This window comes from Micromonospora sp. PTRAS2 (genome assembly GCF_054052245.1).
Genome location: NZ_JBSWBU010000002.1, coordinates 59,642 through 84,673, shown reverse-complemented (window position 1 = coordinate 84,673; position 25,032 = coordinate 59,642). Strand labels below are relative to the sequence as shown.

Below are 25,032 nucleotides of genomic sequence, written 5' to 3'. Positions count from 1 at the left end.
GTCGGGGAGTCGGCGTCGTCCCCGGGCGGCGGACGGGCAGGATGGACCGCATGACGTTCTCGCTGCCCATCGACCCCGAGGCCAACCGGCTGCTGGAGCGCAGCCCGCTGGCCCTGCTGCTGGGAATGACGCTCGACCAGCAGATCCCGATGGAGAAGGCGTTCTCCTCGCCGTACGTGCTGACCCAGCGCCTCGGGCACGAGCCGGACGCCCGCGAGCTGGCCGGTTACGACCCGGACGCCCTGGTGGCGGTCTTCGCCGAGCCGCCCGCCCTGCACCGGTTCCCGAAGGCGATGGCCGCCCGGACGCAGGAGGTGTGCCGGGTGCTGGTCGACCGGTACGACGGTGACGCCGCCCGGCTCTGGGCCGACGTCGCCGACGGGCGGGAGCTGCTGCGCCGGATCACCGAGCTGCCCGGGTTCGGCCGGCAGAAGGCGCAGATCCTCGTCGCGCTGCTCGGCAAGCGGTACGGCGTCACCCCGGCCGGCTGGCGGGAGGCGGCCGGCGGCTACGGCGACGCCGACGCGTACCGGTCGGTGGCCGACGTGGCCGACGCGGACTCGCTGCGCCGCGTACGCGAGTACAAGCAGCGGATGAAGGCGGAGGCGAAGGCCGCGAAGGGCTGACGAAACCCGCGCCGCTCGGGCTCGTTGAGCCCGTCGGGCGTCGGGGACGGGTGGGCGATGACGGAGGACCAGCGGGGCACGGCGCTGCTGCGGGGCGCGGTGAGCTCGCCCCGGGCCAGCTTCCTGGAGCTCTTCTTCGACCTGGTGTTCGTCTTCGCGTTGACCCGGGTGTCGCAGCGGATCATCGACGACGTGGCGTCCCCCGGCCGGGACGTGTGGAGCGAGGTCGCGCAGACCCTGCTGCTGTTCCTCGCGCTCTGGCTGGTCTGGACGCTCACGGCCTGGGTGACCAGCCGCTACGAGCCGGAGCGCGGGGTCATCCAGTTCGTCGTGGTGGCCTCGATGTTCGGCAGCATGGTGATGGCCGTCGCGCTGCCCCGGGCCTTCGCCGAGCGGGCGCTGACCTTCGCCTGCGCATACCTGGCGATGCAGATCGGCCGGCCGCTGCTGGTCACCGTGGCGCTGCGCCGGCACCCCCGCCGGACGGTGACGGCGCGCATCGTGGCCTGGATGACGGTCGGCGCGCTGGCCTGGCTCGCCGGTGCCCTGGTGCCGCAGCCGGCCCTCCGGGCGGTGCTCTGGACCGCCGCACTGGCCTGGGACTACACGGGGCTGGCGCTCGGCTGGCCGGTGCCGCGTCTCGGGCCGACCCGGGTCTCCGGCTGGGCCGTGATGGGCGAACACCTGGCGGAGCGGTACCAGCAGATCTTCCTGATCGCGCTCGGCGAGACGATCCTCATCATCGGGTTCACGTTCAGCAACAGCGGCTTCTCTGCGGCCGGGTTCGGGGCGTTCGCCCTCTCGTTCCTGGTGACGGCGCTGTTCTGGCGGATCTACTTCCACCGGGCCGGGCACCTGCTGGCCGAGGCGATCCGGGTGGCCCGGTCGCCGGGGCTGCTGGGCGAGTCGGCGAGCTGGACCCACCTGGTGATGGTGGCCGGTGTGCTGGTCACGGGCGTCGGCTACGAGCTGGTCATCGACCATCCCTTCGCCCGGACGGAGTCGACGTGGGCAGTCTTCGTCATGGGCGGCCCCGCGTTGTTCCTGGCCGCCCGGGCACGCTTCGAGTACGAGATCTTCGGCCGGGTCTCCCGCTCTCGGCTGGCCGGGGTGCTGGTGCTGGTCGCGCTGGCCCCGCTGGCGCTGCGCATGTCGCCGATGGTTGCGCTCGCGTCGGCGGCCGCCGTGCTGGTGGCGATCGCCGTGAGCGACGCGGCGCGGTCGTGGGGCCGCCCGGCCGAGCGCCCCGCATCGCCGCTGTAGCGGCCCGCCCACCGCCATCCAGGGCCGCCCCGGGGCGGCCCGGGGTTCAGGCGGTCGTGGCCCGGGGCTCAGGCGCGGTTGTGGCCCGGGGCTCAGGCCGCGGTGGGCCGGGAGAGGGCGGCGAGGGCCCGCCGCACGTCGGCGAGGGACACCGTCGCCGAGTCGTCCAGCTCGGCCAGGCCGGCCTCGATCCACTGCCGCATCAGCGTGGTCACCCCGATGCCCCGGGCGTCGGCGGCGGCCCGCACCCGCTCGTACGTCTCCAGCGGCAGCCGCACCGAGCGGCTGACCATCGGCACGTCGGTGTCGGGGGTGGGCAGCTCCACGGGCGCGCCGGTGTCGATCAACTCGGCCAGCGGGTCGCCACCGCCGTGGAACTGCTTGGTCGCGTCGTTACGGTTCATCGCCACGCCTCCTCATCGGCGGAATCTGCGGCCGGCGTCGTCGTCGGAAAACCGGCGGACGGCCTCGTCGTAGCGCTTGGCCTCGGCGTCGGTCAGCTCCCGGGCGGAGAGCACGTCCCAGTCGTTGTCGGCGCCGTCGGCCTCGGCGAGCAGCACGGCCAGCCGCCTGCCGTGGCGGGCGGCGGCGTAGACGACCATCACGTCGTCGCCCAGGTGCCGGATGACCCGCCGCGGGCTGTGCAGCGCCTCCCAGACCTCCCCGGGCGTGACGTCGTAGACCCGCAGGTTGGCCAACGCCTCGTCGGTGAAGCTGAACCGGCTGCCCACGAGCGGAGCGTACCACGGGCGTAACACGCGCCGGAACGAGTCGATTTCGCTGATCAACGCCCCGCGACGAACCGATCAACGCCCCGGGATGACAGGATGGGGGCGATCCCTCTTGGAGGTTCGTGGTGAAGCGTCAGGCGTACCAGCCGATCCTGATCACCGACGCGGCCCGCAGCCAGGACGACCAGCTCACCAGCCGGCAGCGCCGCTACGTCGTGATGATGGGCGTCCGGGTGGCCTGCGTGATCGTCGGCGCGATCCTGGTCGGCGCGCAGGCGCCCATGCTCTGGCTCTGGCTGCCGCTGTGCGGCCTCGGGATGGTGCTCATCCCGTGGCTGGCGGTGCTGCTGGCCAACGACCGGCCGCCGAAGGAGAAGCACCGGCTGGCCAACCGCTTCCAGCCCCGGCACACCGACCCGGCCCCGCCGATGAGCCTGGCCGCCGAGGAGCGCCCGCACAAGGTCATCGACGCCGAGCCCTGACCGGCACGGCCCGGCCTCCCGGTGGCCGGCGCGCGCCGGGCGGGCCGCCGTCAGCCCGTCGGGCGCGCGCCGATGGTCGACACGGCCAGCGCGCCCAGGTCGCCGGCCCGGTCCAGCGCCGCCCGGGGCCCCGCCCCGGCCAGCCAGGCCGACAGCAGCCCGGCCGCGAAGGCGTCCCCGGCCCCGGTGACGTCGGCCACGGCCACCCGCCGCGTCGGCGCCACGCTGACCGTCGCCGCCCGGTCCGCCCACACCGCCCCGGCCGCGCCCCGCTTCACCACCACCCGCCGGGCCGTCGCCGTCAGGGCCCGCGCCTGCGCCGCCGGGTCCAGCCCGCCGGCCAGCACGGCCGCCTCGTCGGCGTTGACCAGGAGCAGGTCGACGTCGCGTACCCAGGTCAGGAAGGCCGCCGCGCCGACCCGCCGCAGCGGCGCCGCGGACGCCGCGTCGACGCTCGTGGTGAGCCCGCGCTCGCGCGCCGCGGCCAGCGCGCGCAGCCCGGCGCCGCGCGACCCGACGTCCAACAGGGGATACGCGGACAGGTGCAGGTGCCGCGCGTCGGGCGCTGCGGCGAGGGCGGCGTCGACGTGCCCGGCGCCCAGCCGCAGGTTCGCCCCCCGTTCGGTCACCATCGTGCGCTCGCCGTCGCCGGTGAGCACGATCACGGTGCCCGTGGTGCGGCCCACGTGCCGCTCGACGGCGCAGTCGACGCCGGCCCGCTCCAGCTCGGCGACCCGGTCGCGGCCCGCGTCGTCGTCGCCGACTGCGCCGACCATGGTCACCGGCACGCCCTGGGCGGCGAGCCAGGCGGCGGTGTTGGCGGCCTGCCCACCGCCGGTGACCCGGATCGTGGCCGGGGTGTCGGAGCCGGTGGCCAGCGGCCCGCCGAGCACCGCGACCACGTCGGTGATCAGGTCGCCGACGACGACGATCCGGCCCGGCCCGGCCGGGTGGCGCGCAGCGGTCATGCGGCGGCGCGGCCGGCGGCGGCGACCGCGATCCGGGCGGCGAGGTCGGCGTTGCGCAGGATGATCCGCACGTTCACCGCGAGGCTCGCGCCCTCGGTGGCGGAGTGGAAGTGCGCGAGCAGGTACGGCGTCACGGCCTTGCCGGTCACCCCGTCGCGCTCCAGCAGGGCGAGGCCCTCGGCGAGCGTCCGGTCGTGCAGGGCCGGGTCGAGCTGCTCGTCGGCCGGCAGCGGGTTGGCCACGATCAGCCCCCCGCCGTGCACCCCGTGGGCGTCCCGCGCGGCCAGCACGTCGGCGACCTGCTCGGGCGAGTCGACCGACCAGTCCAGGTCGAAGCCGGCATCGGTGAGATAGAAGCCGGGGAACCGGCGGGTGCGGTAGCCGACCACGGCGACGCCGAGGGTCTCCAGCCGCTCCAGGGTCGCCCCGACGTCGAGGATCGACTTGACCCCGGCGCAGACCACGGCGATCGGCGTGCGGGCCAGGGTGCCCAGGTCGGCCGACTCGTCGAAGGTCGTCGCGGCCTCCCGGTGCACCCCGCCCAGCCCGCCGGTGGCGAAGACCCCGATCCCGGCGGCGGCGGCCACCGCGCTGGTGGCGGCGACCGTGGTGGCCCCGTCCGCGCCGGCCGCGGCGGCGATCGCGAGGTCGCGCACCGAGAGCTTGCTCACGCCGTCGACGGTCGCGAGCCGGGTCAGCTCCGCGTCGTCGAGGCCCACCACGAGCTGACCGCCGACCATGCCGATGGTCGCCGGGACCGCCCCGGCGGCGCGGACGGCCTGCTCGATCTCGCGGGCCACCCGCAGGTTGTCGGGCCGGGGCAGGCCGTGCGAGACGATGGTGCTCTCCAGGGCGACGACCGGCCGCCGGTCGCGCAGGGCGGCGGCCACCTCGACGCCGAGGCGGGTGTGGAAGCTGTTCACGTCCGTTACGGTACGGGCCGGGAAAGGGTGGCCTGCGGTGGACCCGGCCAGGTCGGCCTGCCAGACTGGAAAGTTGGAGGTGCAGAAGTGAACACACAGGTTCTCGAACGTCCGGACCTGAAGGATGCCGACACCGGTCCCGAGATGTTCCACTACGTCCGCAAGGACAAGATCGCCGAGAGTGCCGTCATGGGCACCTTCGTCGTCGCGCTGTGCGGGGAGAAGTTCCCGGTGACCAAGGCCGCCAAGCCGGGCTCTCCGGTCTGCCCGAAGTGCAAGGAGATCTACGAATCCTGGGGCGAGTGACCATGGGCGGCCTCCGGCCGCCCACGTAACCTTCGGCGGTGACCACCTCCACCGCCCTGCTCCTCGCCGACCTGACCGGGGTGGCCGTCTTCGCCGCCTCCGGGGCCTCGGCGGCGGTGGCCAAGCGTCTCGACCTGTTCGGCGTCGTCTTCGTCGGCTTCGTCGCCGCGCTCGGCGGCGGGATCCTCCGCGATCTGGTGATCGACGAGGTGCCGCCGCTGGCCTTCGCCGACTGGCGCTACGCGGCGACGGCCGCGCTCACCGCCGCCGCCACCTTCTGGCTGCACCCCAGACTGGCCCGGCTGCGCACCACCGTGCTGGTGCTCGACGCCGCCGGCCTCGGCCTGTTCACCGTCACCGGCACCCTCAAGGCGCTCGACGCCGGCGTCCCGGCTGTCGGCGCGTGCCTGCTCGGCATGCTCACCGCCATCGGCGGCGGGCTCGGCCGGGACCTGCTCACCGGCGAGATCCCCGTGGTGCTGCGCCGGGAGATCTACGCGGTGGCGGCCCTCGCCGGGGCGGTCGCCGTGGCGCTGCTCGACGCGTTCGGGCGGGCCGACGCCGCCGGGCTGACCGCCGCGGCGGTGTTCGTCTTCGCGCTGCGCCTGGTGTCGCTGCGGCGGCGCTGGTCCGCCCCGGTGGCCACGCTGCGCCCGCCCCGCACCGGCGCCCGGGGCCCCGGCTCCTGACCGAGGGTGATCGTGTGCCGCCTGTTCGTGTGGTGCGAAGGGTGCTGATGTGACCAGCGTGGCGTCGCCTGGGCCCACCGGCCCGCGCTGGTTATGCTGATCCGGCCTTCGCGGCACCCGATGCGCGAGGGCCTTTTCATGGGCGGCGGCACCCGTGGCCCTCGACCGGGGCCCGCCGTCGCGCGGTCGGAGAGGAGCCTGACGCGTGGCAGCCCGGACGCCGGCGCTCGAGACGTTCCCGCCCCTGCGTGCGTGGCAGCGCAAGGCGCTGGTGGAGTACCTGCGGCGACGCACCGAGGACTTCACGGCGGTCGCCACCCCGGGGGCCGGCAAGACCACCTTCGCCCTGCGGATCGCCGCCGAGCTGCTCGCCGACGGCACCGTCGAGGCGGTCACCGTGGTCGCCCCCACCGAGCACCTGAAGACCCAGTGGGCGCAGGCGGCGGCCCGGGTCGGCATCCAGCTCGACGCCGCGTTCCGCAACGCCGACCTGCACTCGTCCGCCGACTTCCACGGCGCGGTGGTCACCTATGCCCAGGTGGGGATGGCGCCCCAGGTGCACCGGCGGCGCACCATGACGCGACGCACCCTGGTCATCCTCGACGAGATCCACCACGCGGGCGACTCCCGCACCTGGGGCGACGGGGTGAAGGCGGCGTTCGAGCCCGCCGTGCGCCGGCTGATGCTCACCGGCACCCCGTTCCGCTCCGACGACAACCCGATCCCGTTCGTCACCTACGAGCGGGGCGGCGACGGCCTGCTGCGGTCCCGCGCCGACGCCGTCTACGGCTACGCCGACGCGCTGCGCGACAACGTGGTCCGGCCGGTGCTGTTCCTGGCGTACTCGGGGGAGACCCGGTGGCGGACGAACGCCGGGGACGAGCTGGCCGCCCGGCTGGGCGAGCCGATGACCCAGGATCTCGTCGCCCAGGCGTGGCGTACCGCCCTGGATCCGGCCGGCGACTGGATGCCGCAGGTGCTGCGGGCCGCCGACGCCCGGCTGACCGTGCTGCGCAACGCGGGGATGCCCGACGCCGGCGGGCTGATCATCGCCAGCGACCAGCAGACCGCCCGCTCGTACGCGAAGCTGATCGAGCGGCTCACGGGCGAGAAGGCCGCGGTGGTGCTCTCCGACGACCAGGGCGCGTCCGCCCGGATCGCGACGTTCGCGGCGTCCGAGCAGCGCTGGCTGGTGGCGGTCCGGATGGTCTCCGAGGGCGTCGACATCCCCCGGCTGGCGGTCGGCGTCTACGCGACCAGCGCCAGCACCCCGCTCTACTTCGCCCAGGCCATCGGCCGGTTCGTCCGGGCCCGCCGGCCCGGGGAGACCGCGTCGGTGTTCCTGCCCAGCGTCCCGCACCTGTTGGGGCTGGCCAGCGAGATGGAGGCCGAGCGGGACCACGTGCTCGGCAAGCCGAAGGACCGCGAGGGCTTCGACGACGACCTGCTGGAGCGTGCCCAGCGCGACGACCAGGCCAGCGGGGAGCTGGAGAAGCGGTTCGCCGCCCTGTCCGCCACGGCCGAGCTGGACCAGGTGATCTTCGACGGCGCGTCCTTCGGCACGGCCGCCCAGGCCGGCACCCCCGAGGAGGAGGAATACCTGGGGCTGCCCGGGCTGCTCACCGCCGACCAGGTCTCCCTGCTGCTCACCAAGCGGCAGGCCGAGCAACTGGCCGCCCAGCGCCGCCGGGCCACCGAGCGGGCCGCTGAGCCGGCCGCTACGGCCACGGTGGCGCCTCCGCCGCCGATGAGCGCCGCCCAGCGCCGGGTGGCGCTACGGCGGCAACTGAACGCCCTCGTGGCCGCGCGGCACCACCGCACCGGCCTCCCGCACGGCAAGATCCACGCCGAGCTGCGCCGGCTGTGCGGCGGCCCGCCCAGCGCCCAGGCCACGATCGAACAGCTCGAGGAACGGATAGCCACGGTCCAGACCCTGTGACCGGGGGCGGAAACGGATAAGCCGGCCGGAGGCACCCAACGGGTGCCTCCGGCCGGCTTATGTCGGTATGCGGTCTCTTGGGGTCAGTTCGCCATGAGATCGGCGCCACGCCAGCTGAACTCGGGGTCCGTCGCGTACCGCACGGTGATCTTCACGAGATCCTCCGCGTACTTGTTCGCGTGGTGCCCACAGAACACCAGCTCGCTCCCGCCCGCCAGAGTGATACGGAGCTTGCCGGCAGCGTTGCAGCGGTCGCACCGTTCATCGGCGGCTGGGGGAGCCACCGTCTCGGGCGGCGGCGTGAGGGTCGGGGTCATCGCCTTCCTCCTCTGGTCGTCACCGATGAACAATCTCGTCGGTCGTTGCTCACCTATCGTGCAACACCCGACGAGGGTCTTGCCTTCCCTGTGTGCCCGCGGGGGACCGAGGTCACACCTGGCGGCAACAGTGTGCCGTGCACCAAGGGTGCCACGTCAACGATCACAATCGTGCAACCGACCGATCACCATCGGGTGTTGTACGGCTGGTGATCAAAGCGACACGGGCAGTTGACGAACGCGGGTCAGTCCAGGTAGTCACGGAGAACCTGTGACCGCGACGGGTGACGCAGTTTCGACATCGTCTTCGACTCGATCTGCCGGATCCGCTCCCGGGTCACGCCGTAGACCTGGCCGATCTCGTCCAGCGTGCGCGGCTGGCCGTCGGTCAGGCCGAAGCGGAGCCGGACCACGCCCGCCTCACGCTCGGACAGCGTCTGGAGCACCTGCTGGAGTTGGTCCTGCAGCAGGGAGAAGGAGACGGCGTCGACCGCGACGACGGCCTCCGAGTCCTCGATGAAGTCGCCGAGCTGACTGTCGCCCTCGTCACCGATGGTCTGGTCGAGCGAGATGGGCTCCCGAGCGTACTGCTGGATCTCCAGCACCTTCTCGGGTGTGATGTCCATCTCCTTGGCCAGCTCCTCCGGGGTGGGCTCGCGGCCCAGGTCCTGGAGCAGCTCGCGTTGGATCCGGCCGAGCTTGTTGATCACCTCGACCATGTGCACCGGGATGCGGATGGTGCGGGCCTGGTCGGCCATCGCCCGGGTGATCGCCTGGCGGATCCACCAGGTCGCGTACGTGGAGAACTTGTAGCCCTTGGTGTAGTCGAACTTCTCGACCGCCCGGATCAGGCCGAGGTTGCCCTCCTGGATGAGGTCGAGGAACGCCATGCCCCGGCCGGTGTAGCGCTTGGCCAGCGACACCACCAGCCGGAGGTTGGCCTCCAGCAGGTGGTTCTTGGCCCGCTCGCCGTCGCGGGAGATCCAGCCGAGGTCGCGGACCATCTCCCGGACCAGCTTCTCCTCGCCCTCCTCGGCGGCGCGCAGCCGCTCGGCGGCGTAGAGGCCCGCCTCGATCCGCTTGGCGAGCTCCACCTCCTGCTCGGCGTTGAGCAGGGGCACCTTGCCGATCTGCTTGAGGTAGGCCCGCACGGAGTCGGCGGAGGCGGTCAGCTCGGCGTCGCGACGCGCCTGCTTGAGCGCCTCGGACTCCTCGTCGTCCCACTCGAAGTCGTTGTCGGTGGCGGAGCTGGCGGCGTCGGCCGCGGCGGCCTGGGCCAGCTCGGCCGGCTCCTCGACCACCACGTCCTCGATCTCGGCGGCGAGCTCCTCCGGATCGATGTCGCCCTCGGCGCCCTCGCCCTTGGGCTTGGCGGCAGCCTTGGCCGGCTTGCCCGCGGCGGCGGCCACCGTCGCCTTGGTGGCCCGGGTGGGCCGCGCGACCTTCGCCGGGACGGCGGCCTTCGCCACCGCCTCGGTCGTCGCCTTGCGCGCGGCGACCTTCCGGGGAGCCGGCGCGGGGGCGTCGTCGGCGGCGGGCGCCTGCTTCGGAGCGGGCGCGGCCACCTTCTTCGTGGTCTTGGCGGTGGTGGCCCGGGACGCCGGGGTGGCGGACCGGGCGGCGGCGACCCGGCGGCGCGGGCTGGCCGAGCCGTCGACGACCACGGTCACCCCCGCTTCCGCGAGCGCACGCAGGATCTTCTTGGCCTGGGCCGGAGTCACCTCGGCGGACTCGACGGTGCGCGCGAGCTGGGCCGACGTGAGCTGGCCGCCGGCGCTCTGCGCGTGGGCGATCAGGGTGTCGGTGAGCGAGCGAACGTCGGCGCCGGTCTGGCGGGGTTCTGTCACGAAGACCTTCCGGAGGCGAAAAGCGAGCACGGCCGGGTTGCCCGACGCGGCGCGGAACACGGTGCCGGGCGATGTCGTTGAGGGACCCCCGTGTCCCGGGCCGGCCGGTGGCTGGCGGTCCGTGGCGCGTGGGCAGGGTGAATTGTAACGCCGTCTGCCGCGATCATCCTGCGCCGCACGGCGGACCGACTGGCGGGACCGCCGATTCGACGCAGATGTGGACTTTGTAAGGATGATACTCGCGCGCGACCCGGACGGGTCCGGTCGTGCGGGAAGGGGACGAACCTATGGACCGCGCGGTGCCGCCACCCGGGGAACTGTTGGAGATCGCCGTCGATGTCGCCCGGGCCGCGGCGGCGACCGCGCACCGGATGTGGGCCGAGGGGGTGTCGGTGGCCGCCACCAAGTCCACCGTCACCGACGTGGTCACCGCCGCCGACCGGGCCGTGGAGCGGCAGGTGCTCGACGCGCTGCGCCGGCTCCGGCCGCACGACGCGGTCCTGGGGGAGGAGTACGGCGCGGGCGACGCCGCCCCGGCCGCCCGGGTGCGCTGGATCCTCGACCCGATCGACGGGACGGTCAACTACCTCTACGGGCTGCCGTGCTGCGCGGTGTCGCTGGCCGCCGAGGTCGACGGCCAGGTGGTCGCGGGCGTGGTGCGCAACGTGTTCACCGGCGACGAGTGGACGGCCACCGCCGGGGGTGGCGCGTACCGGGCCGGGGAGCGGCTGCGCTGCTCGGCCGAGACCGACCTCGGGCAGGCGCTGGTCGCCACCGGCTTCGGCTACGACCCGGCCCGCCGGACCCACCAGGCCCGGGTGCTCGCCGGGCTGATCGGCCACGTGCGGGACGTCCGCCGGCAGGGGGCCGCCTCGGTGGACCTCTGCCTGGCCGCCGAGGGGCGGCTGGACGCGTACTACGAGAAGGGCCTGAACCTCTGGGACCACGCGGCCGGCGCGCTGGTCGGCACCGAGGCCGGGCTGCTGGTCGGCGGGCTCGGCGGGCGGCCGGCGGGCCCGGACCTGGTGATCGCGGCCCCGCCGGCGCTGTTCGCGCCGCTGCACGACCGGCTGGCCGACCTGGACGCCTCGGGCGGCCCCTGACCGCCCGGAGGTGACCGGGCCGGCCGGCCCGGTCACTTGTCGACGGGCATCGGGCAGGTGCCGGCCGGGGCGACCGGGGCGCCCAGGTCGCCGAGGGACTGGTTGACCTCCGTGGTGGTGGCGAGCTGGGCGAAGCTGTTGCCCAGGACCACGTCGACCGTGTCGTCCTTGCGCTTGATGTCGAACTTCGGCTCGGCGTTGTTGAGGAAGTACGCGCGCAGCAGGTGGGCGGAGCCGACGCCCTTCGGGCCGTACTGCAGGACGGCGACGCCGTCGAGCTGCTGCTTGGCGTTGCCCTCCTTCTTCACCTGGAACTTGCGGTTGCGGAAGTCGTCCGCCACCTTCTTGGCGAGACCCGCCTCGTCGGTGGCGTTGTAGACGTTGATCTTCACGTCCTTGTTCTCGTGCAGGGTCACGTCCGCCAGCGGCGCGCCCTCGGGGCAGCCGGCTGCCGCGCCGCCCTTGCCCTGGGTGTCGCGGACCACGGCCACGACCACGACGACCAGGGCGACGACCGCCAGCAGACCGACGACTACGAGTGCTCGCACTCGCGCAAAGCTCATCCTGGCGCTCCCCGGACGGTGATTGGGTGGCGGCGGCCGAGGGCGGGTGGGCCGCCCCGCCGGCCGTCGAGTACGCCGCTGAGGCTAACGGTTGTCCGGCGGTCGCGTGGAAACAGTCCGACATGCCGGCGCGCCAACCGGGAAGCGGGTAGTACTACCCCTATCTTCGTGTCGCCTGAGTCACATTGGGAACAACTTCGAGGTCTGGGGCGTACATCTGAGCCGCGAGGGCGGTATACATGCCTCGCCCGAGGGGGGTAAGGTACCGCGCTCGCTGGGGGAGTTTCTCTGGCGGACCCGGTCCGGCCGGTGGCCGGGTCGGGTGACCGACAAAAGTTGGTGGCCGGCAGTGGAACCGAAACAGCGCCTTCCGGCGTTACAACCGGGAGCGACCATATCGATATGGGAGAGTGAAACCGATGGCCACCGACTACGACGCCCCGCGTCGCGACGAGGTCGACCTCGGCGAGGACAGCCTGGAAGAGCTCAAGGCCCGGCGGGTCGACTCACAGTCGGGCGCCGTGGACGTCGACGAGGCCGAGGTGGCCGAGAGCTTCGAGCTCCCCGGTGCTGACCTGGCCGACGAGGAGCTCACGGTCAAGGTGCTACCGATGCAGCAGGACGAGTTCCGATGCGCCCGCTGCTTCCTGGTCCACCACCGCAGCCAGCTGGCGGTCGAGCGCAACGGCGAGCTGATCTGCCGCGAGTGCGTCTGACCGCGACAGGGCACACCAGCACCTCGACGGGGGACACCAGCGCCTCCATCCGGCGACATCAGCGGCGGCCTCATCGGTGAGGCCGCCGCTGTGGGAGCCGCCGATCCCGGGCACGTCCGCGCCCGCCGGTGCGCCACCGGCCCACGGCACCGCCGTGCGCCGGTGGCGGGGAACTGCTTGACTCGTCGGGACGGTTCCCCACCCGCCGAAGCACCGGGAGGTCGACGCATGGTCGAGCGCAGCGACGACGGCGGGCGGCCCGCCACCGACGGCACCGGCGGGCCGGAGCCCGCCCCGCCGGGCGACAGCCGCACCGGGTCCGAGCCCGCTCCGCCGGGCAGCGCCCGCACCGGGTCCGAGGCCGCCCGGCCGGGCGGCACCGGCGCGGGGGAGGAGCTGGGCGCGACGGTCGCCGCGCTGACCGCCGACGACGTCGAGCCGGCCCGCCGGCGGCAGCTGCTGACCCGGCTGGTCGGCCAGGTCCGAGGCCGGGGCCTCGCCGACCTGTTCAAGCCGCGCGCCGCCGTCCGCTGGATGACCGACGCGGTCGCTGACGTCGCCCCGCACGTGCCGATCCGGGACCTGGCCACCCTGCGCCGGCACTTTCCCGGCCTGGACGACGAGGCCCTCGCCGACCGGCTGGTCCGCAACGCCGCCCGGACGACCGCCGCGATCGGCGCGGCCGGCGGGGGAGTCGCGGCCGTCGAGTGGGCGGTCGCGCCGACGCTGCTCTCCGCGCCGGTGCTGCTGGCCGCCGAGACGGTCGCGGTGGTGGCCGTCGAGCTGAAGCTGATCGGCGAGCTGCACGAGGTGTACGGTGCCCCGCTGCCCACCGCCGGCACCCAGCGGACGGTGGCCGTGGTGCAGTCCTGGGCCAGCCAGCGGGGGATCAACCCGATGATGCCCGGGGTGGGCGTCGGCGCGGTGCTCGGCACGGCGGCCCGCAAGGAGCTGCGGGACACCCTGCTCAAGCGCTTCGGCCGCAACCTGACCACGCTCGGCCCGTTCCTCACCGGGGCGGCGGTCGCCAGCTATCTCAACCGGCGGGCCACCCGGTCCCTCGGCGAGCAGCTCCGCAAGGACCTCGGGCGGCAGCGGCGCGAGCTGCCCGGCCCGCCGCCCGCCCTGCCCTGACCGCCGAGGCGGGTGCGTGCGGGCGCCTCAGCGGGTGTCGCGGGCGGGCTCAGGCCGGCGACGACGGGCCGGCGTCGCGGGCGGCGAGGAGCGCGGCGGCCAGGCGTACCGGGTCGCGGGTGCTGACCACCCAGAACGGGGTGGGGTCGGCCGGGTCGTCCAACACCACCTGCACCGCCCCGGCGATCCAGGGGCGCTGCACCACGAACGCGAGCGGGTCCGCCCCGACGCCGAGCACCTCGCGGCGGCCGGCGGCGTCCAACGGGACGGCGTCGGCCACGAACCGCACGGGCAGGCGGGCGTCGTCCACCCGCAGCTCGCCGTCGGCCACGGCGACCCGGACGCGGCCCAGCCACCACAGGGCGGCCACCGTCGCCGGCAGCAGCACCACGAACGGCAGCCAGGCGCGCAGGCCGCCCGCGCCCAGCCACAGCTCCAGCGCGAGGAATCCGCCGAGGGCCGGCCCGGCCAGCCAGAGCCACCACGGCAGGCTGAGCCGCTCCGCGTACGTGGTGGCGGTCGTGGCGGACGTGGGGGCGGGCGATCGGCTCACTCCTGCCAGGGTACGGCGCGCGACGGCTGGTCGACCCGGCAGGATGACAGGGCACCCCGTGAACCGGACGGAAGAGGCAGACCGTGACCGACGACGTACCCGTGCCCGTGCGGCGGCTCGACCCGCAGCTGCCGCTGCCGGCGTACTCCCATCCCGGCGACGCCGGGGCGGACCTGGTGGCCGCCGCGGACGTGGAACTGCCCCCCGGCGGCCGGGCCCTGGTCCCGACCGGCCTGGCGATCGCCCTCCCGGAGGGGTACGTGGGTCTGGTGCATCCCCGGTCGGGCCTGGCGGCCAGGCTCGGCGTGACGGTGCTCAACGCGCCCGGTACGGTCGACGCCGGCTACCGGGGTGAGATCCTCGTCAACCTGATCAATCATGATCGGGAGACACCGGCGAAGATCGCCCGTGGCGATCGGATCGCGCAACTCGTTGTCCAGCGGGTGGCGCGGGCCGATTTCCGGCCGGTGGCCGAGCTGCCGCCGTCCCGGCGGGGCGTCGGCGGGCACGGCTCGACCGGCGGGCACGCCGGGCTCGTCCCGCCGCCGGCGGACCGGGCCGGCGGGCAGCCGGAAGAGGTGGCAGGGTGAGTGCGAACAGCGGAGGGTGGGTGCAGTGATCTTCTCCCGAAAGCGGGCCGGTGACGGTCGGCAGGCCCGTGACGAGCGGCCCGCCGAGGCCGTCGACGGCGCGACCGCCGAGGCGCCGGCGCGCGGCCCGTACGACGTCGCCGAGGCCCCCGACGGGGTGCAGCGGCTCGACCTGGGCAGCCTGCACATCCCGGCGGTGGCCGACGTGGAGGTGCGGGTGCAGGCCGACCCGGAGGGCGTGATCCAGCAGGTCGTGCTGGTGCACGGGCAGAGCGCCCTGCAGCTCGGCGTCTTCGCCGCGCCCCGCTCCGAGGGCATCTGGGACGAGGTGCGCGAGGAGATCCGGCAGTCGCTGTTCAACGACGGCGCGGCGGCCCAGGAGGCGCAGGGCGAGTACGGCCCGGAGCTGCACGCCCGGGTGCGCACCCCGGACGGCCTGACCGACCTGCGGTTCGTCGGGATCGACGGCCCGCGCTGGATGGTGCGCGGCGTCTACCAGGGCGCCGCCGCGACCGACCCGGCCGCCGCCGGCCCGCTGCGCGAGTGCCTGGACGGGCTGGTCGTCGACCGCGGTCAGGAGGCCAAGCCGGTGCGGGAGCCGCTGCCGCTGCGCCTGCCGCGCGAGGTCGCCGATCAGGCCGCCCCGCCCGTCGAGGCCTGAGCGGGGCACGACCGGCCCGCCCGGGCCCGCCGTCGCCGGGCCGGCCCGGGGCGGGCCGCCGGTCCCGACCCCGCGCCGGCCGGCGTACGCTGGCGGGACGGCCTCGCCCACGCAGGCCGCACCGGTGCCGGCGCGGCCTGCCGGCGGAGGAGAGGTTGACGCGGTCATGACGACCGAGGAGGGCGGCCGGGTCTCGTTCCGGCGGCTGCTGCACCGGCTCACCGCGAGCGAGGCCGAGATCGAGGCGCAGGAGCTGCGCCGGGAGAGCGCCGAGTCCGGCGGCGTGCCGGCCCGGCAGTGCGCGCGGGGCCAGGTCGTCTGCGTCAACGGCCGGCTGCGCACGGTCGTCTACACCCCCCGGACGAACCTCCCCACCCTCGAAGCCGATCTATATGATGGCAGCGACGTGGTGACCCTGGTCTGGCTCGGGCGGCGGCACATCGCCGGCATCGAGCCGGGCCGGCACCTGACGGCCAGGGGCCGGGTGGCGGTGCGCGACGACCGCAAGGTCATCTACAACCCGTACTACGAGTTGGAGCCGCCGAAGTGACGACCCGCACGCCCCCGACGGGAGGGCCGCGATGACCACCGGAGCCCAGCGGGCGGCCGAGCCCGGCACCGGGCCGGAGGACGAGGCGCCGCTGCCGACCCTCGCCGAGCAGATGGCCGACCAGCTCGGCGGCTGGCGCGGGCTGGTCGAGTCGAGCATCCCGGTGGTCGTCTTCGTCGTCGCCAACGTCGTCGGCGAACTGCGCCCCGCCGTCATCGCCTCGGTGTCCGTGGCGCTGCTCATCGCCGCGCTGCGGCTGGTCCAGCGCCGGCCGGTGCGGCACGCGGTCAACGGGCTGTTCGGCATCGGCATCGGCGCGGCCATCGCCTGGCGCACCGGCGACGAGCGTGACTTCTACCTCCCCGGCATCCTCTACGGCATCGGCTACGGGCTGGCCCTGCTGGTCTCGGCCGCGGTCAAGCAGCCCCTCGTGGGCTGGATCTGGTCGGTGCTGGTGGCCAAGGGGCGCTCCGAGTGGCGGGACGACCCGCGCCTCGTGCGGACCTTCACCCAGCTCACCGTCCTGTGGGGCGTGGTGTGGCTGGCCAAGGTCGGCGTGCAGGCCGGGCTCTACCTCGCCCACCAGGACACCGCGCTCGGCGTGGCCCGGCTGGCGCTGGGCTACCCGCCGTACGCGCTGCTGCTGCTGATCACGGTCTGGACGGTGCGCCGGGTGACCCGCGAGCGGCCGGCGGCGGGGCAGGAGCCGACGGCGGCCCCGGAGCCCCTGCCCGGCGGCTGATCCTTTCGGGCGGCGGCCACCGGGCACCGCGCCCGCCCTCACCGACGGCGTCGCCCGGCCACCAGGCTCAGCCCGCGCCGCGGGTCCGCTCGATGCTGTCCGTGCCGAGGATCACCGCGCGGACGTCGTCCTCCACCTCCGCCGTGCACACGAAGATCAGCTCGTCGCCGGCCTCGATCGGGTCGTCCGGGCTGGGCACCAGCACCCGCTTGCCGCGCAGGATGGCCACCAGGGCGGCGTCGCGGGGGATCGGCACGGCGTGGATCGGCTGCCCCACGTACGGCGCGGTCGGCGGCAGGGTGATCTCCACCAGGTTCGCCTCGCCCTGCCGGAACGTCATCAGCCGCACCAGGTCGCCGACGGTCACCGCCTCCTCGACCAGGGCCGCCATCACCCGCGGCTTGCTCACCGCGACGTCGACGCCCCACTGCTCGGTGAACAGCCATTCGTTCTCGGCCCGGTTGACCCGGGCCACCACCCGGGGCACCGCGAACTCGGTCTTGGCCAGCAGCGACACCACCAGGTTGACCTTGTCGTCCCCGGTCGCCGCGACCACCACATCACAGCCGGCGACGTTGGCCTCCTCCAGGCTGGCCAGCTCGCAGGCGTCGGCGAGCACCCACTCGGCCGCCGGCACCCGGTCGGGCCGCAGCATCCGGGGCTGGCGCTCGATCAGCATCACCTGGTGGCCGTTGTCGATCAGCTCCTGCGCGATCGAGCGGCCCACGTTGCCGGCGCCGGCGATGGCGATCCGCATGCTCAGTGCGCTCCTTCCGGCGGGCTGCCCGCCACCGAGGTCGCCGACGCCACGATGTCGTCGGTGACCAGCATGAAGACCTGGTCGCCCTCCTGCACGGCGGTGGAGCCGGTGGGCAGGGTGCCGATGCCGAAGCGGATCAGGTACGCCACCCGCGCCCCGCTCGCCTCCTCCAGCGCCCGCAGCGGCCGGCCGATCCAGTCCTTGTGCACCGGCACCTCGACGATCGAGACGGTGCTGGTCGGATCGCGGAAGATCTCCACGTTGCCCTCGGGCACCAGGTGGCGCAGCATCCGGTCGGCCGTCCACCGCACGGTGGCCACGGTCGGGATGCCCAGCCGCTCGTAGACCTGGGCCCGGCGCTGGTCGTAGATGCGCGCGGCGACCCGGGAGACGCCGAACGTCTCGCGGGCCAGCCGGGCCGAGATGATGTTGGAGTTGTCGCCGCTGGAGACCGCCGCGAAGGCGTCGGCCCGCTCGATGCCGGCCTGGCGGAGCACCTCGCCGTCGAAGCCCGCGCCGGTCACCGTGATGCCCGCGAAGTCCGGGCTGAGCCGGCGGAACGCGTCGGCGTCCTGGTCGATCACCGCCACCGAGTGCCCCCGGGACTCCAGGCTCTGGGCCAGGGTCGACCCGACCCGGCCGCAGCCCATGATCACGACATGCACGTGTCCCTCCCAAGGTGCGCGCACCCGTCCGCCGTCGACCCCTCGACTGCGAGCCTGCCACGTCGGGGTTACCAGCGGGGCACGACGGTACCCCGCCCGGTCGAACCTCCCGCTCCGCCACCCCCGGGCGACCACGGAACCGTGGTCGTACCCTTAGCGCTTGTGGCCAGTCCCACCTCGCTGCTGAAGCGGCTGCTCGTCGGTCGACCGTTCCGGTCCGACCGGCTCCAGCACACCCTCCTGCCGAAGCGCATCGCGCTGCCGGTCTTCGCCTCCGACGCCCTCTCCAGTGTCGCGTACGCCCCCGACGAGATCCTGCTGACGCTCTCCATCGCGGGCGCGTCGGCGTTCCTCTTCTCGCCGTGGATCGCCCTCGCCGTGGTGGTGGTGATGCTCACGGTGGTGGCCAGCTACCGGCAGAACGTGCACGCCTACCCCTCCGGGGGCGGCGACTACGAGGTGGCCACCGTCAACCTCGGCCCCCGGGCCGGCCTTGCGGTGGCCAGCGCGCTGCTGGTCGACTACGTGCTCACCGTGGCCGTGTCGGTCTCCTCCGGCGTGGCCAACCTGGGGTCGGTGGTGCCGTTCGTGGCCACCCACAAGGTGCTCATCGCCGTCAGCGCGGTGGTGCTGCTCACCGCGATGAACCTGCGCGGCCTGCGCGAGTCCGGCACCGCGTTCGCCATCCCGACGTACGGCTTCGTGATCGTCATCGGCGGCATGATCGTCACTGGCCTGGTCCGGTACTTCGTGCTCGGCCACGACCTGCGCGCGCCCAGCGCCGGCCTGGAGATCCAGGCCGAGCACAGCGTCACCGGGTTCGCCCTGGTCTTCCTGCTGCTGCGGACCTTCTCCTCCGGCTGCGCCGCGCTCACCGGCGTGGAGGCGATCTCCAACGGGGTGCCCGCGTTCAAGGCCCCGAAGAGCCGCAACGCCGCCACCACCCTGCTGCTGCTCGGCACCATCGCGGTGAGCATGCTCGTCGGCATCATCTGGCTGGCCCGGCTCACCGGCCTCCAGTTCGTCGAGGACCCGAACCTGCAGATCCTCTCCGGCCCCGACGGGTACGTGCAGAAGACCGTCACCGCCCAGCTCGGCGAGACGGTCTTCGGCTCCGGGTCGGTGCTGCTCTACGTGGTCGCCGGGATGACCGCGCTGATCCTCTTCCTCGCCGCCAACACCGCGTTCAACGGCTTCCCGGTGCTCGGCAGCATCCTCGCCCAGGACCGCTACCTGCCCCGGCAGCTGCACACCCGGGGCGACCGGCTGGCGTTCTCCAACGGCATCGTCTTCCTCGCCGCCGCCGCGATCGTGCTCATCGTCGGCTTCCAGGCCGAGGTGACGCGGCTCATCCAGCTCTACATCGTCGGCGTCTTCGTCTCGTTCACCCTCTCCCAGGCCGGCATGATCCGGCACTGGAACCGGCACCTGCGCACCGAGCGGGACCCGCAGGCCCGCCGCCGGATGATCAGGTCCCGGGCCATCAACGCCTTCGGCATGGTGATGACCGCCGCGGTGCTGGTCATCGTGCTGATCACCAAGTTCCTGCTCGGCGCGTGGATCGCCATCGCCGCGATGGCGGTGCTCTACGTGCTGATGCTGGCCATCCGGCGGCACTACGACCGGGTCGCCGCCGAGCTGGAGCCGACCGAGGTCCGGGGCGTGCTGCCCGCCCGCAACCACGCCATCGTGCTGGTCAGCAAGCTGCACCAGCCGACGCTGCGGGCCATCGCGTACGCCCGCGCCACCCGCCCGGACACGCTGACCGCGGTGACGGTGAACGTCGACGAGAAGGACACCCGGGACCTCCAGGCCGAATGGGAGCGGCGGGAGCTGCCGGTGCCGCTGACCGTGGTCGACTCGCCGTACCGGGAGATCACCCGGCCGATCCTCGACTTCGTGGCCAACACCCGCCGGGAGTCGCCGCGCGACGTGGTCACGGTCTTCATTCCCGAGTACGTCGTCGGACGCTGGTGGGAGAACCTGTTGCACAACCAGAGCGCGCTGCGCCTCAAGGGGCGGCTGCTGTTCGAGCCGGGCGTCATGGTCACCAGCGTGCCGTGGCAGCTCGCCTCCACCGCCGGCAAGAACCTCGACCGGCTCGACGCGACGCTGAGCCGGGGCCCGGCGCGCGGCCCCCGGGTCGCCCCGCGCAGCACTCTGCCCCCACCGGTGCCGCCGGTGGTCTCCGCCCCGCCCGGCGAGCACGGCCCGACCGAGGGGGACCGGCGATGACCCGGCCAGGCGTGGACGCGTCCCGCGCGGGTGCCGGACCGGCCCGTAGCGACGGTCGGGTCCGGTCGGCGGGCACCGGACCGGCCGACGGCGAGCGGCGCGGGCTGGAGGAGGCCGAGCGGGTCGAGTTGACCGTCGACGCCGTCGCCCCCGGCGGGCACTGCGTGGCCCGGGTCGACGGGCAGGTGGTCTTCGTCCGGCACGCGCTGCCCGGCGAGCGGGTGGTGGCCGAGGTCACCGAGGTGCACCGCGGGTTCGTCCGCGCCGACGCGGTGACGGTGCTCGACGCCGCGCCGCAGCGGGTCGCGCCGCCCTGCCCGTACGCGAAACCGGGTCTGTGCGGCGGCTGCGACCTGCAGCACGTCGCCCCCGCGGCCCAGCTCGACTGGAAGGCCGCGGTGGTCCGCGAGCAGCTGAGCCGCCTCGCCGGCCTCACCGACGCGGAGATCGACCGGCTCGGGGTCCGGGTCGCGGCGCTGCCCGGCGGGCCGCTCGGCTGGCGCTCCCGGGTCCGGTACGCGGTCGACGCCGCCGGCCGGGCCGGGCTGCTCAAGCATCGCTCGCACGAGGTGGTGCCGGTCGACCGCTGCCTCATCGCCCACCCGGCGATCCAGGCGCTGCCGGTGCTGGGGCGGCCCTGGCCGGCGGCCGAGGCGGTGGAGGCGGTGGCCTCGACCGGCGGCGACGTCACCGTCACCGCCCTGCCCGACGGGCCGACCACCCGCGTCGACGCCCCGTCGGCGGTCCCCTCCGACGGGGCGGCGGCAGCCCGGGTCGACGGCCCGGCGACGGTCCTGCCCGACGGCCCGGTGACCGTCCGGGAGGTGGCCGCCGGCCGGGAGTGGACGCTGCAGGCGTCCGGCTTCTGGCAGGTGCACCCGGCGGCGGCCGACACCCTGGTCGGCGCGGTGCTCGACCTGCTCGACCCGCAGCCGGGCGAGTCGGCCTGGGACCTCTACGGCGGGGCGGGGCTGTTCGCCGCCGCCGTGGCCGCCCGGGTCGGCCCGGCCGCCCGGGTCACCGTCGTCGAGTCCGCCGGCGAGGGCGTCGCCGCCGCCCGGGACAACCTGCGGGACCTGCCCGGGGTCGAGGTGGTGGCGGCCCGGGTGGAGACCGCCCTGGCCCGCCGCCGGATCACCGGCCCGGTGGACCTGGTGGTGCTGGACCCGCCGCGCAGCGGGGCGGGCGCGCGGGTGGTGCGGGACGTGGTCGCGGCCGGCCCGCGCGCCGTGGCGTACGTGGCCTGCGACCCGGCCGCCTTCGCCCGGGACGTGCGCACCTTCGCCGAGGCCGGCTGGGAGCTGGCGGAGCTGCGCGGCTTCGACCTGTTCCCGATGACCCGGCACGTCGAGCTGGTCGGCCTCCTGCAACCCGCGCGGTAACCGGCGCCGGGGTGATTGCAGGGGGCCCTTCCTATACAGAAAGCGTTAACAGGGGGCCCTTCCTTACATGCGGATCGTGGGGTTGATGTCGGGGACGTCGTACGACGGGGTGGACGTCGTCGCCGCCGAGTTCACCGTCGACGGGGACGACCTGCGGCTGCGGCCGCTCGGCCACGTCGGCCTCGACCACGACGAGGGGCTGCGGGCGCAGATCCAGGCGGTGCTGCCGCCGCACCCGACCACCATCGAGGCGGTCTGCCGGCTGGACAACCGGCTCGGCGAGGTGTTCGCCGACGCGGCGGCGCGCGGGGTGGAGCTGGCCGGCGGGCGGGTCGACGCGGTCGTCTCGCCGGGGCAGACCGTCTTCCACTGGGTCGACGGCGACACCGTGCGCGGCACCCTCCAGCTCGGCGCGCCGGCCCGGGTGGCCGCGCGGGTGGGCGTACCGGTGCTGGCGGACCTGCGCGCCGCCGACGTCGCCGCAGGTGGGCAGGGCGCGCCCCTGGTGCCGGCGTTCGACGCGCTGCTGCTGGGCGGCCGGTCCGGCCCGCCCCGGGCGGCCCTCAACCTGGGCGGCATCGCCAATCTCACCGTCGTCGCCCCGGGCGCGCCGACCCTCGGGTACGACGTGGGCCCGGCCAACGCGCTGCTCGACGCGGCGGCCCGGCGGTTCCTCGGCCGCCCCTGCGACCTCGACGGGGCGCGGGCGGCGGTCGGCCGGGTGCACCCCGGCCTGCTGGAGCTGCTGCTCGCCGAGCCCTACTACGCCGCGCCGCCGCCCAAGTCCACCGGCAAGGAGCTGTTCCACGCCGGGTACCTCGACGACCGGCTCGCCGCGCTCGGCGAGCCCGTGGCCGCCGACGACGTGCTGGCCACGCTGACGGAGCTGACCGCCCGGACGGTGGCCGCCGCCTGCGACCGGCATCAGGTGGCCGAGGTGGTCGCCGCCGGGGGCGGGGTGCGCAACCGGACCCTGTGGGGCCGGCTGGCCGCGCTGGGGGCGGGCCGGTGGCGGCTGCGGACCAGCGACGAGCTGGGGGTGCCGGCCCAGGCCAAGGAGGCGTACGCGTTCGCCCTGCTCGGCTGGCTGTCCTGGCACGGCCTGCCGGGGGCGGTCCCGTCGGTGACCGGGGCCCGCGAGGCGGCCGTGCTGGGCTCCTGGACGCCGGCCGGGCCGGACCGGCACGCCCCGCCGGTCGCCCCGCCGCGACGGTTGGTGATCGTCTCCTGACTGCGCACCCGGTCAGCGGGGTCGTTCCCCGGCCAGGCTGCGGACTACCGGGCGGCCGATAGACTCTTCGCTCATGAGTGCTGAAGAGGACACGGCCAACCACGGCCGGCTGCTGGCCACGGTGCGGGGTCCGCAGGACGTGAAGCGGATGACCGCCGAGCAGCTGGACATCCTCGCCGCCGAGATCCGTGACTTCCTGATCGCCAAGGTCTCCCGCACCGGCGGGCACGTCGGCCCCAACCTGGGTGTGGTGGAGCTGACACTGGCGATGCACCGGGTCTTCGACTCCCCCCGGGACCGGCTCCTGTTCGACACCGGCCACCAGGCGTACGTACACAAGATCCTCACCGGCCGGCAGGACGGCTTCGACAGGCTGCGCCAGCGCGGCGGCCTCTCGGGCTACCCGAGCCAGGCCGAGAGCGAGCACGACCTGATCGAGAACTCGCACGCCTCCACCGCCCTGTCCTACGCCGACGGGCTGGCCAAGGCGTACGCGCTGCGCGGCGAGGCGCGCTCCGTGGTGGCCGTCGTCGGCGACGGGGCGCTGACCGGCGGCATGTGCTGGGAGGCGCTGAACAACATCGCCACCTCCGGCAACCCCCTGGTGATCGTCGTCAACGACAACGGCCGGTCGTACGCGCCGACCATCGGCGGCCTCGCCGACCACCTGTCGTCGCTGCGGCTCAACCCCGGCTACGAGAAGGTCCTCGACACCGTCAAGGACGCCCTCGGCTCGACGCCGCTGGTCGGCCGCCCGATGTACGAGGTGCTGCACGCGGTCAAGAAGGGCATCAAGGACGCGGTCGCCCCGCAGGCCATGTTCGAGGACCTCGGCATCAAGTACGTCGGCCCGGTCGACGGCCACGACCTGGACGCGGTCGAGTCGGCGCTGCGGGCGGCGAAGCACTTCGGCGGCCCGGTGATCGTGCACGCGGTGACCCGCAAGGGCTACGGCTACCGGCCGGCGGAGGAGGACGAGGCCGACTGCTTCCACGGCCCCGGCGCGTTCGACGTGGCGACCGGCAAGCTCGTGGCCGCCCCGTCGGTGAAGTGGACCGGTGTCTTCGCCGACGAGCTGGTCGCGATCGCCGACGCCCGGCCCGACGTGGTGGGCATCACCGCCGCGATGGCCGAGCCCACCGGCATCGCCAAGCTGGCCCGCAAGCACCCCGACCGGGTCTACGACGTCGGCATCGCCGAGCAGCACGCCGCCACCTCGGCGGCCGGGCTGGCCCTCGGCGGGCTGCACCCCGTGGTGGCGGTCTACGCGACGTTCCTCAACCGGGCGTTCGACCAGGTCCTGCTGGACGTGGCGATGCACAAGCTGCCGGTGACGTTCGTGCTGGACCGGGCCGGGATCACCGGCCCGGACGGGCCGAGCCACTACGGCATCTGGGACATGTCGGTCTTCGGGGTGGTGCCGGGCCTGCGGATCGCCGCCCCCCGGGACGCCGCGACGCTGCGCGAGGAGCTGCGCGAGGCGATCGCCGTGGACGACGGCCCCACCGTCGTGCGGTTCCCGACCGGCACCGTCGCCGCCGACCTGCCGGCCGTGCGCCGGGTCGGTCCGGTCGACGTGCTGGCCGAGGCGGACCGCGCCGACGTGCTGCTGGTCGCGGTCGGCTCGTTCGGCCACCTCGGCATGGAGGTCGCCGCCCGGGTCGCCGAGCAGGGCTACGGGGTGACCGTGGTCGACCCGCGCTGGGTGCGCCCGGTCCCCGCCGAGCTGGTCGAGCTGGCCGCCGGCCACCGGCTCGTCGTCACCGTCGAGGACGGCGTGCGCGTCGGCGGCGTCGGCGACGCCCTCGCCCAGGCGATGCGGGACGCCGACGTCCGGGTGCCGCTGCGGGACCTGGGGGTGCCGGCCGACTGGCACCCGCACGGCACCCGCGCGCAGATCCTCGCCGACCTGGGCCTCACCGCCCAGGACGTGGCCCGCGACGTCACCGGGTGGATCTCCCGCCTGGACGCCCAGCAGGCCGAGCCGGTCCGCCTGCCCAACTGAGTGCAAGGAAGGGCCCCTTCTTAACGCCTGGCGTCGAGAAGGGGCCCCTTC

Annotated in this window: 27 protein-coding genes; 17 read left to right on the top strand and 10 right to left on the bottom strand. The window is 74.5% G+C overall.

Going from position 1 to position 25,032, the window contains the following annotated elements:
• Positions 1-41 precede the first annotated feature (41 nt).
• The gene (locus ACVMYR_RS06335) at positions 42-626 is read left to right on the top strand and encodes an HhH-GPD-type base excision DNA repair protein (protein WP_077936785.1); all 585 of its coding nucleotides are present in this window, start codon (positions 42-44) and stop codon (positions 624-626) included.
• 57 nt (positions 627-683) lie between these two features.
• Positions 684-1,889, top strand: coding sequence for a low temperature requirement protein A (locus ACVMYR_RS06330; protein ID WP_431894275.1), 1,206 nt, complete (start codon positions 684-686; stop codon positions 1,887-1,889).
• 92 nt (positions 1,890-1,981) lie between these two features.
• Here the strand turns inward: ACVMYR_RS06330 and ACVMYR_RS06325 are convergent, their stop codons facing one another.
• Both ACVMYR_RS06325 and ACVMYR_RS06320 read right to left on the bottom strand, forming a co-directional pair.
• Positions 1,982-2,293: a hypothetical protein gene (locus ACVMYR_RS06325; RefSeq protein WP_043964213.1), complete on the bottom strand. Its 312-nt coding sequence runs from the start codon at positions 2,291-2,293 to the stop codon at positions 1,982-1,984.
• A 12-nt stretch (positions 2,294-2,305) separates the two neighbouring features.
• The gene (locus ACVMYR_RS06320) at positions 2,306-2,620 is read right to left on the bottom strand and encodes a hypothetical protein (protein WP_457121332.1); all 315 of its coding nucleotides are present in this window, start codon (positions 2,618-2,620) and stop codon (positions 2,306-2,308) included.
• 125 nt (positions 2,621-2,745) lie between these two features.
• On the opposite strand from ACVMYR_RS06320, the gene ACVMYR_RS06315 reads away from it, so the two are divergent.
• Complete coding sequence (locus tag ACVMYR_RS06315) at positions 2,746-3,102, top strand: DUF3099 domain-containing protein (protein WP_077936787.1); 357 nt, start codon at positions 2,746-2,748, stop codon at positions 3,100-3,102.
• Between the two features lie 50 nt (positions 3,103-3,152).
• On the opposite strand, the gene ACVMYR_RS06310 is transcribed toward ACVMYR_RS06315, so the two are convergent.
• Both ACVMYR_RS06310 and ACVMYR_RS06305 read right to left on the bottom strand, forming a co-directional pair.
• Positions 3,153-4,070, bottom strand: coding sequence for a carbohydrate kinase family protein (locus ACVMYR_RS06310; RefSeq protein ID WP_457121331.1), 918 nt, complete (start codon positions 4,068-4,070; stop codon positions 3,153-3,155).
• Positions 4,067-4,993 carry a pseudouridine-5'-phosphate glycosidase gene (locus ACVMYR_RS06305; protein ID WP_457121330.1) on the bottom strand — a complete coding sequence of 309 codons (927 nt, stop codon included), beginning with the start codon at positions 4,991-4,993 and terminating at the stop codon, positions 4,067-4,069. Before ACVMYR_RS06305 ends, ACVMYR_RS06310 begins: the two co-directional genes overlap by 4 nt.
• Before the next feature lie 87 nt (positions 4,994-5,080).
• On the opposite strand from ACVMYR_RS06305, the gene ACVMYR_RS06300 reads away from it, so the two are divergent.
• The 3 genes from ACVMYR_RS06300 (at position 5,081) to ACVMYR_RS06290 (ending at position 7,927) form a co-directional block, all read left to right on the top strand.
• Positions 5,081-5,299: a DUF3039 domain-containing protein gene (locus ACVMYR_RS06300; RefSeq protein WP_043962508.1), complete on the top strand. Its 219-nt coding sequence runs from the start codon at positions 5,081-5,083 to the stop codon at positions 5,297-5,299.
• A gap of 38 nt (positions 5,300-5,337) precedes the next feature.
• On the top strand, positions 5,338-5,988 hold the full coding sequence (locus ACVMYR_RS06295; RefSeq protein WP_077936790.1) for a trimeric intracellular cation channel family protein: 651 nt from the start codon (positions 5,338-5,340) through the stop codon (positions 5,986-5,988).
• Between the two features lie 205 nt (positions 5,989-6,193).
• On the top strand, positions 6,194-7,927 hold the full coding sequence (locus ACVMYR_RS06290; RefSeq protein ID WP_396792424.1) for a DEAD/DEAH box helicase: 1,734 nt from the start codon (positions 6,194-6,196) through the stop codon (positions 7,925-7,927).
• An 83-nt stretch (positions 7,928-8,010) separates the two neighbouring features.
• Here ACVMYR_RS06290 and ACVMYR_RS06285 read toward each other — a convergent pair whose 3' ends face one another.
• Both ACVMYR_RS06285 and ACVMYR_RS06280 read right to left on the bottom strand, forming a co-directional pair.
• Complete coding sequence (locus ACVMYR_RS06285) at positions 8,011-8,244, bottom strand: DUF7455 domain-containing protein (RefSeq protein ID WP_036374862.1); 234 nt, start codon at positions 8,242-8,244, stop codon at positions 8,011-8,013.
• A gap of 245 nt (positions 8,245-8,489) precedes the next feature.
• On the bottom strand, positions 8,490-10,091 hold the full coding sequence (locus ACVMYR_RS06280; RefSeq protein ID WP_043964218.1) for an RNA polymerase sigma factor: 1,602 nt from the start codon (positions 10,089-10,091) through the stop codon (positions 8,490-8,492).
• 287 nt (positions 10,092-10,378) lie between these two features.
• On the opposite strand from ACVMYR_RS06280, the gene ACVMYR_RS06275 reads away from it, so the two are divergent.
• Positions 10,379-11,194: an inositol monophosphatase family protein gene (locus ACVMYR_RS06275; protein ID WP_077936792.1), complete on the top strand. Its 816-nt coding sequence runs from the start codon at positions 10,379-10,381 to the stop codon at positions 11,192-11,194.
• Positions 11,195-11,226: 32 nt separating this feature from the next.
• Here the strand turns inward: ACVMYR_RS06275 and ACVMYR_RS06270 are convergent, their stop codons facing one another.
• A complete protein-coding gene (locus ACVMYR_RS06270) occupies positions 11,227-11,742 on the bottom strand; it encodes a LytR C-terminal domain-containing protein (RefSeq protein WP_431894270.1) in 516 nt (171 codons plus the stop codon).
• A gap of 434 nt (positions 11,743-12,176) precedes the next feature.
• On the opposite strand from ACVMYR_RS06270, the gene ACVMYR_RS06265 reads away from it, so the two are divergent.
• Both ACVMYR_RS06265 and ACVMYR_RS06260 read left to right on the top strand, forming a co-directional pair.
• Positions 12,177-12,473 (top strand): DUF4193 domain-containing protein, encoded by a 297-nt coding sequence (locus tag ACVMYR_RS06265; protein ID WP_007075406.1) that lies wholly within the window; start codon positions 12,177-12,179, stop codon positions 12,471-12,473.
• A gap of 228 nt (positions 12,474-12,701) precedes the next feature.
• Positions 12,702-13,607: a hypothetical protein gene (locus tag ACVMYR_RS06260; protein ID WP_256091812.1), complete on the top strand. Its 906-nt coding sequence runs from the start codon at positions 12,702-12,704 to the stop codon at positions 13,605-13,607.
• Between the two features lie 49 nt (positions 13,608-13,656).
• Here the strand turns inward: ACVMYR_RS06260 and ACVMYR_RS06255 are convergent, their stop codons facing one another.
• Complete coding sequence (locus ACVMYR_RS06255) at positions 13,657-14,160, bottom strand: DUF3093 domain-containing protein (protein ID WP_431894266.1); 504 nt, start codon at positions 14,158-14,160, stop codon at positions 13,657-13,659.
• A gap of 83 nt (positions 14,161-14,243) precedes the next feature.
• Here ACVMYR_RS06255 and dut point away from each other — a divergent pair, with 83 nt between their 5' ends.
• The 4 genes from dut to ACVMYR_RS06235 all read left to right on the top strand — a co-directional run bounded on the left by dut (position 14,244) and on the right by ACVMYR_RS06235 (position 16,703).
• Positions 14,244-14,750 (top strand): dUTP diphosphatase, encoded by a 507-nt coding sequence (dut, locus tag ACVMYR_RS06250; RefSeq protein ID WP_043962514.1) that lies wholly within the window; start codon positions 14,244-14,246, stop codon positions 14,748-14,750.
• Positions 14,751-14,775: 25 nt separating this feature from the next.
• Positions 14,776-15,411: a DUF3710 domain-containing protein gene (locus ACVMYR_RS06245; protein ID WP_091277287.1), complete on the top strand. Its 636-nt coding sequence runs from the start codon at positions 14,776-14,778 to the stop codon at positions 15,409-15,411.
• A 166-nt stretch (positions 15,412-15,577) separates the two neighbouring features.
• On the top strand, positions 15,578-15,961 hold the full coding sequence (locus tag ACVMYR_RS06240) for an OB-fold nucleic acid binding domain-containing protein (RefSeq protein WP_043962516.1): 384 nt from the start codon (positions 15,578-15,580) through the stop codon (positions 15,959-15,961).
• A gap of 31 nt (positions 15,962-15,992) precedes the next feature.
• Positions 15,993-16,703: a DUF3159 domain-containing protein gene (locus ACVMYR_RS06235; protein ID WP_457121329.1), complete on the top strand. Its 711-nt coding sequence runs from the start codon at positions 15,993-15,995 to the stop codon at positions 16,701-16,703.
• 67 nt (positions 16,704-16,770) lie between these two features.
• On the opposite strand, the gene ACVMYR_RS06230 is transcribed toward ACVMYR_RS06235, so the two are convergent.
• Entirely contained in the window at positions 16,771-17,460 is a 690-nt protein-coding gene (locus ACVMYR_RS06230) for a potassium channel family protein (RefSeq protein ID WP_043962518.1), read from the bottom strand.
• 2 nt (positions 17,461-17,462) lie between these two features.
• Positions 17,463-18,128, bottom strand: a complete 666-nt coding sequence (locus ACVMYR_RS06225) for a potassium channel family protein (protein ID WP_043962519.1) — start codon at positions 18,126-18,128, stop codon at positions 17,463-17,465.
• 162 nt (positions 18,129-18,290) lie between these two features.
• Here ACVMYR_RS06225 and ACVMYR_RS06220 point away from each other — a divergent pair, with 162 nt between their 5' ends.
• The 4 genes from ACVMYR_RS06220 (at position 18,291) to dxs (ending at position 24,981) form a co-directional block, all read left to right on the top strand.
• Complete coding sequence (locus tag ACVMYR_RS06220) at positions 18,291-20,363, top strand: APC family permease (RefSeq protein ID WP_431894263.1); 2,073 nt, start codon at positions 18,291-18,293, stop codon at positions 20,361-20,363.
• On the top strand, positions 20,360-21,745 hold the full coding sequence (locus ACVMYR_RS06215; protein ID WP_457121328.1) for a class I SAM-dependent RNA methyltransferase: 1,386 nt from the start codon (positions 20,360-20,362) through the stop codon (positions 21,743-21,745). Before ACVMYR_RS06220 ends, ACVMYR_RS06215 begins: the two co-directional genes overlap by 4 nt.
• An 85-nt stretch (positions 21,746-21,830) precedes the next feature.
• Complete coding sequence (locus ACVMYR_RS06210; RefSeq protein ID WP_457121327.1) at positions 21,831-22,976, top strand: anhydro-N-acetylmuramic acid kinase; 1,146 nt, start codon at positions 21,831-21,833, stop codon at positions 22,974-22,976.
• Positions 22,977-23,049: 73 nt separating this feature from the next.
• On the top strand, positions 23,050-24,981 hold the full coding sequence (gene dxs, locus ACVMYR_RS06205) for a 1-deoxy-D-xylulose-5-phosphate synthase (protein WP_396792409.1): 1,932 nt from the start codon (positions 23,050-23,052) through the stop codon (positions 24,979-24,981).
• Positions 24,982-25,032: the final 51 nt, after the last annotated feature.